Source organism: Pseudomonas brenneri, from assembly GCF_007858285.1.
Taxonomy (GTDB): domain Bacteria; phylum Pseudomonadota; class Gammaproteobacteria; order Pseudomonadales; family Pseudomonadaceae; genus Aquipseudomonas; species Aquipseudomonas brenneri.
The window spans coordinates 431,604-438,551 of record NZ_VFIL01000006.1 but is presented as its reverse complement, the minus strand read 5'-3'; the positions used below and the strand labels follow the sequence as shown (position 1 = coordinate 438,551).

General features: G+C 53.7%; 3 protein-coding genes. 2 read left to right on the top strand and 1 reads right to left on the bottom strand.

Annotated elements, in window-relative coordinates; all coding sequences use genetic code 11:
* Nucleotides 1-1,161 precede the first annotated feature (1,161 nt).
* Together FJD34_RS16270 and FJD34_RS16265 are read left to right on the top strand one after the other, a co-directional pair.
* Complete coding sequence (locus tag FJD34_RS16270) at nucleotides 1,162-2,427, top strand: abortive infection family protein (RefSeq protein ID WP_090292534.1); 1,266 nt, start codon at nucleotides 1,162-1,164, stop codon at nucleotides 2,425-2,427.
* Between the two features lie 211 nt (nucleotides 2,428-2,638).
* Complete coding sequence (locus FJD34_RS16265) at nucleotides 2,639-6,424, top strand: CHAT domain-containing protein (RefSeq protein ID WP_090292532.1); 3,786 nt, start codon at nucleotides 2,639-2,641, stop codon at nucleotides 6,422-6,424.
* 201 nt (nucleotides 6,425-6,625) lie between these two features.
* On the opposite strand, the gene FJD34_RS28850 is transcribed toward FJD34_RS16265, so the two are convergent.
* Nucleotides 6,626-6,925, bottom strand: coding sequence for a DUF4238 domain-containing protein (locus FJD34_RS28850; RefSeq protein WP_090292530.1), 300 nt, complete (start codon nucleotides 6,923-6,925; stop codon nucleotides 6,626-6,628).
* Nucleotides 6,926-6,948 lie beyond the last annotated feature (23 nt).

Here is a 6,948-nt window from a genome sequence, read left to right as displayed (position 1 = left end):
TTCTTTTCGGTCACTTGATTGACCGCTTGGATTTTGAATTCTTCGGGATAACGTGGGTTGCTCATGGCACCTCCTGATTGGCCTCAGTTTAAGGCAAAGAGGTGTCTACGAAACCCGGGGCGATTCAAGCTTACGAAAAGCCTCAGTGCTCCGATGCTGGTGTTTTGCTGCAGTGCGCAGCGTGCTTCATCTCCTACACGACTATCGAAGGCCGCGACGCCACCACTTTGAATCCATTTGATGGGCAGACGTGCGAAGTCAGCTTTGACGTGGATGCTCATAAATCAGCTCCGTTTCCATACGACGGCAACCATAGCCACCGAAAGGATTATCACCGCACACAGTGCCAAGTTGAGAGGGTCTGCTGTGAGTGCGGTTGAGAAAATGCTCGTGATTGATTCCATATTGGCATGCTCCAAAATCAGTTATGGAGCCATTTCACACCCAACCGAGAACAGCATCTAGATGATCCATTATTCAAAAAACAGCGGCAATCCCTTATAGAATAAGGGCTGTACCTATTTTCGATTAGTTAATCTCAGCAGCCCTTACATGCAAAAAATGGCTATCAGAAATGCTAAAGTGAATCAGAATATGTAAATTGATTTGGTGGGAAATGATGGGATTCGTCGAACAAAATTTGAGAGAAAAGCTGCGAGAGCCGGACGCGGTTCCCTACGCACGACGCATTTCTGGGGGGCACTTTCTTTTAGAGATATCTACTGATCGAGGTGTTCATACTCTTCAGCGACAACGAGGGGGAAACAGAGTGTTCAAGACCTTCGAACCGCTTCTTAGTCTGCTGGCCGGCCTAGGGGTAGTTGAGTTCGCAATCATATTGGATAGCGCGAAGGTGACCCCAGGAGGACCGGTTATGCCTTGGAGTCGCCCTGTAAACCCGGACAAGATCTCCCACGCCTCTTGGCGGCACGATTTCGACATACCTTTCTAGTTGGGCTCGCAACTCTGTGTGCTCGATGTTCCTCACATGCATTCTGGTTTGAGCTTGGGAAGGGCTGAAAAGTGAAAGGCATGCGAATGGCCCCTGGTTTGCTGGGCATGCCTCGGGTTTCGCTTTTCACCGACCTATCTATTTTTTGATAGCAGATGGCCCTTCCTGCTAGCTACGATGACTCTCAGTTATCTGGATTGGGGGGCCGTATGGAGCAAACCGAAATTGAGCCGCTTTTGGCGACGGTATACGCGGTTCTCCGCGCAGAAGGTGCTGATGAGGCGGCGGAGGTAGTCCGCGGTCATCCTGCGAATGCGGAACTGACAGGCAACGACAACTGGAATGGCGGAACCAACTATTGGGAAATCCACTTCATCATTCCTGCTTTGGAGTACGCCAAGCTCGGGGTCAAACGGGTCCAGCTCCAGGAAAGGATCACAACCGCGCTGAGGACGGTAACTGAGCACGAGCAAAGCGACGCGTACTCGGCGCTGATCGTGCCTGCACGTGAGTATCATGTGGATTGGCGCTCCGGGAAGTCTTCCAACCTACCGAAATCGGTGCGGCAAAACATCACGGATGGCCTACGTCTTGAGAACGTGAAGTGGTATGGGGAGCTCAATGATGTTGAGTTTCTGAGTCGGCTGTATGAGCTTGAAACCCTTCCTTCCACGGACAGTCGCTACAAAGACGCCGTCGGCGACATTTGGCAACATCGCTATAACAATGATGACTGGGACGATGACTGGGTCTTCAGCGACTCCCGATTCAACCTCTTCGATGGGAGTGCTGAGGCATTTCTCCGGTTTCTCTGCGAAACGGTGCACCCCGTAGTTCGCCCCCAACGAGAAGAAGCGGTTAAGCTCGTTGAGCATTTCAACGATCAACTCCAGAACGCCGGCTGGGAGTTGTATCAGGAGCAGCAAATCGCCGGCCGCCCACGCTTTTCCTACCGTTTGATAAGCAGCGCTTCGACAGAAGGGAACGCAACTAGGTCGGTCATGCGAGCGAGAGTTGTTGTCGAGGCGCTGAGCGCTGGATGGATGGCGAAGCAAATTGAACGTCTGGAATATGCCGTCGATTCAGACCCCGAATTGGCGATCGGGACAGCCAAAGAACTGGTGGAAAGCTGCTGCAAGTCCATTCTCACGAAACGAGAAATTCCGTTCACCAAGGCCGATGACCTAGGCAATCTGACAAAGAAGGTTACCAAAGCATTGCAGCTGGTTCCCGACGGAGTCAGTGAAGCAGCTAAGGGCGCTGAAAACATCAAGAATATCCTCCGCAACCTCACTCAGTTGACCAGCAATCTCACGCAGTTGAGAGGTTTGTACGGTACCGGACATGGCAAGGACGGCCAACATCGCGGGCTGCAGCCTAGGCATGCTCGGCTTGCGGTTGCCGCAGCAGTGGCATTTATCGATTTCGTATCGGAAACGCATCGATACCGAGAAGCTTCCGAGCCGCAGAGTTAAAGAGCTTGGCAGATCAGTTGTTTTGATGGACCCGATGGGCATAGCGTCGACCGGCTCGCATCCAGCCAAACGCTTCTAGATACCCCTATCACCAAGCAGCGGGCTGGTGCCCGCTGTGGCCGAGAAAAAACTTAGCGCAGTGTCCGAAATTAGTTGACCACTACAGGTTGTGAGCGATGAAATCCTGTCAAATCCGTGTTGAGGAATTTCTATGAGTGATGGAGAGAAGAACGCCCAAGGTAGGATCATAGGCTTTGATCCACGCATCCTGTTTACCAAGGGACTTCAGTTGGATACGGCTGATCTGGTCGTCGGCGCTGCGACCGATGAAACGGTTGGGCGACTCAGCGCCATGAGCTTTCTGGCGCTTAACGACCGGAACGGCGCTCAGATTTTCCTTAACGTGACCATTGTGGCACCTCCATTTTCTGCTTGGCCGCTGTCCGACGATGACATTCTTGAGCTCGTGCGAAAGGGCTTTCTGGCTCTGAACGGTCAGTCGCTGGGGGAGCGAGAACTCGAATCAGTCCGAAGACGACTTGTCATTCGCCGGTGTCCCGATCTGGACACCAAGGGCTTGCTGGCTCAAATCAGTAGTCTCACCCGAACATTGGTGATCGTCCCGATGGCCCACGTCTATCGCGACGCTGCGGTCACCGACGTCGAGAATCCGAGTAGGGCAGCTTCACGTCTGGTGGAGCACTTGTGGGTACCCCATCTGGCTACGTGGTCGGACAAATGTGTTAAATCGCTGGCGGACTCTGGTAATTATCTGGTGTTGTCCACTCCTGAAGACCCGCCAACCGACGAGCGTCTAAAGGAGCAGCTCAATTCAGTTGAAAATCTATACCCCGTGTATTTGTTGAATGATGCAGTTGATCTAATTAACAGACTCATCTCCGAGAACGCGCCGCGCTGGATAGGGCTAGCAGTATGTGGTCGCGTGGATGAAGCGCTTAGCGAAATCTGGGCGCTGGACGTTGAAGAACCTGTGAAGCGCCAGTTGGAGATTCAAGCACTGAACCGCAGCAGTTTCCGGGAAAGAACGCTTTCTGCGCTCGAGGCCTACGTGGAGAAGGGCTTTGACTTAACGCCAGACCTTGCTGTCAGATTTGGACGTATCGCCTATCGCTCAGATGCACCGCATCTGGCAGCTCGGCTTATAGGCGATGGCGTAGATAGCACGCTTGATATCGGTCTGCTAGAAAAAACGCTGGTGACCTGTGACTCAATGGGTGACGGTGCTCTAGCGCTTCGAGTATCCCAGCGACTGAAGTCTTTATTCCCAGAGTCTCCCTTTCTAGATCGTTACAGAGAGGGTTGGCTGATTATGCTGAGCGGTGCGACCGATCTATCTTCATTTCATGAGGCACTGCCCACACTCGAGCTCCTCGGGTTTGAATCAGAGATCGCAAAAACGTTGCTTTCACCCTCGGATGCCGGGATTGACGCACTCATCGTCGCAGCGGGTAACGAGACCACCCATGATAAGGATCTGGCTTCTCTATGCGGAGCGACGTATGCATTGGCTCGCCTCGATGCCAAGTATGCTATCAACCGCGCCTTAAGTATCAGCCCCGCAGGCTTGTTCAAGCGCCGCGCAGCTTGGTTGCTCATCAGCGCAATGAGGCGTCTTTTCCTACGCAGTGCCCCGGGCGACGACGTTGTGGGGATCATTCAGCCACCTCTTGCCTATCTTAGGCATTACCTTTCTGAAAATCCTGATGACGTCGAGGCTCGCGAAGCATTCACCGCCCTGTTCGCGGTCGAATCCAGCGCAAGTTTAGGCACTCCGATTCTCATTGCTCAGACATTAAACCTTGCGCATGAGAGCCGAGCTTGTCTGGTGCAGGACAACCCCAAGGTCCTAATGGCGACCGCAGTACAGGTCGATAGATTTCTGGGTGATGCTGAGGCCTGGCTTGGTAAGGTCGGCGTATATGACGTGAGCCACACTGAAATTCCCGCTGAGCTGATTCAGGGTGAGCCACTTGCTCTGCTCAACGCCCTCGAGTCTCTGGTCAGGGAAATCTCCATCGATCCTGAGGGCAACCTTGAATACGCCGAACACCTCTCGTTCCTGGCCTGCGGGGTGGCACGCCATGTGAGTGATACAACGGCTGATATCAACGCCCTGCGATTCGTCGCTTGCTGCTATGCCGGCAGTGGTCAGACTCAACGAGCACGCGATCGCGCCGAGCAGATACTTGAGTTAACGGGAGACTCGGTTGCCAGGCAACGAGCGGCCTGGGTTGCATTCGCGGATATCTATCACCGCACGAGAGGCCCTTTGCCCGCCCTGCTCGGGCTGGCGTTCGCTTTGGAGTTAAAGCATCCGGTTAGCGCAGATGAGCTTTGGTGGGAAGGCTATACGTTGATTCGCATTGTCCGTGACCTTGGGCTTACCGAATACGCGCAGACGTCCCTGGATCATCTCAGGCAGGTCACTGCGTTACTCGATGAACCAGCTGATACTGAAAAGCGGATACGCACTCTTGAGCTCAGCCTACGCCTGATCGGCGCGCAGCACCTTGATGCCGCCATGCAGCTTGCCTTGGTGGATGACGCTGCGCAGCACTGCAGTGAAGTCTTGCAAGGGAGGGATGAGATTCTCCCCGCGACGGTGATACTGGCCCAGTCCATCGGGCTATTGGAGCACTCGGGGAATGCAGAGGCCTCAATTGACCATGCGCGCGAAACCTTGGAAAAGGCACTCGCCCGAATAGAAGCTTCCCAAGCCAACTATGTGCGCGCCATGACTGCCAGCGATCCGACAATTGAGGATATTCTTCACCTGACTCGACGCGTTGACCCAACCCGCAACAGCGGTGATGCACCGGGTGACCTGAGGGTCGCCGAAATCAGCGCAAGACGTTTTCTCAAAGCAGGTAAAGGTGCGCGGTCACCCGACGCGGTTGCTACCACGCTTGAGCTGATTGCCGATCGGGCGTTGGATCCGCTCCAAAACGCTCGTGAGCTGGAAACTCAGTGGCCATTAAAATACGCGCACACTCTCTGTCCTGAAGACGGTGCGGTAATGATGCTGGGCACGGATTCGGAGGGTGCATTGGTGACCCTGACGGTGGAGCAGGGGGAGACTGTTGTATCCACCCAGGATGCAAGCGAAACCGACTTTGCAACGGCGGTAGAGGATTGGACCAAGGTCTATCCACACCGATATGGCTATATAAACCGGGAAGAGGGCAACAACGAATTCTTCCTCAGCATGGCAGATCTGCACGTACCCATTCCGAAGGCCAAGCGCCTAATTGTTGTGGCCGAACCAGGTGTGCAGCAGGTGCCGATTAACCTCGCGCTGATCAACGATAACTTTGCAGGGTACCAACGTGCAATTGGATACGTGCCATCACTCACTTGGCTGGAAGCTAAGTCTCGGCAGCCACGCATCCTGGAACCAAGACGAGTCGCGTGGATATCGGAAGCCACAGGCGGCCATGAGAATGACGTACTGATACGGGTTCTCGAGCGTAACGAGTACACCCTCCGGGAACATGGGTTCGAGGTAGAGACACAAGGAAAGATTCCTTCAACGCTCAAAGCTGCGCAAATTGCCGTAGTGGCTGCGCACGGTGATGTCGGGGCGGGAGGCAGGTTCTTCCATCGAGTGTCGGATGAAGGCAGCCTTGTGGTTTCTCCTGCGGCGTTGGCCAACGCACTCGAAGGTTCGGATCTGGCGATTTTGTTTGTCTGCAGCGGCGGGCGAACTGACAAGCACCCGCATGGGAATACAGCAGTCGGCCTACCTAAGCATTTGTTGTCTCGGGGGTGCCGAACCGTGATCGCCTCGCCGTGGCCTTTGTTCGCTAGCATTGCCGGCCCTTGGCTCGAATCATTTCTAAGATCATGGGACGAAGGGGTATCGGCCTTGGATGCGACGTTTCTAGCCAATCAGGCCGTAGAAATGCATTTCGGCAATGTTCCTCAGTATTCGTTGGCAATGACGGTTTATGGGGATGTGCTCATGACGAAGGTTTGAGGCCCCACGAGTTGGCAGCAAGGCGAATGTAAGCCATACCGTACTAGGGGCGTCGATCGTTGACGTTATTTGGGGTATGAAAAATCATACCCCAGTCTTTGTCTGGCAATCTCCTGCTTCATCTGTGAAAGCGCCGCAGGAGTACGGAAATATGCATAGCAGCAAAATTTCTCAACGCGTTCAGAGAGTCAGGATCGGCCATTAAATAGCTTGCCAGAGTCCGAGCCACAGGGTCCTCCCCTGCGATAGCGTTGCCCTGCACGAACGTAAGAAAGTCGCGCAGTTGTCCAAACGTTCCTTCAAATTCACGAATTTTTTAAGTTCATTCGTAGGAGGGTTGGCCGGGCCCTCGTAATAATATTTTTCCAAGCAGATCGCCTCAGACTGAGGATGGATTCTCTTTCCTCCGGCTTTAACATCAACAGTTAGATTTCCATTTGAGTCAGCCCACGCACGAAGATAGACCCGAGGCACATAGTGCTGTCGAACGGTCAATTGCATTGAACCTATTTATCAGATAAATG

What these genes read in the sequence shown, in the direction of transcription:
- FJD34_RS16265 (WP_090292532.1), top strand. Translation starts at nt 2,639, where the DNA reads ATGAGTGATGGAGAGAAGAACGCCCAAGGTAGGATCATAGGCTTTGAT.
- FJD34_RS16270 (WP_090292534.1), top strand. Translation starts at nt 1,162, where the DNA reads ATGGAGCAAACCGAAATTGAGCCGCTTTTGGCGACGGTATACGCGGTT.
- FJD34_RS28850 (WP_090292530.1), bottom strand. Translation starts at nt 6,925, where the DNA reads ATGCAATTGACCGTTCGACAGCACTATGTGCCTCGGGTCTATCTTCGT.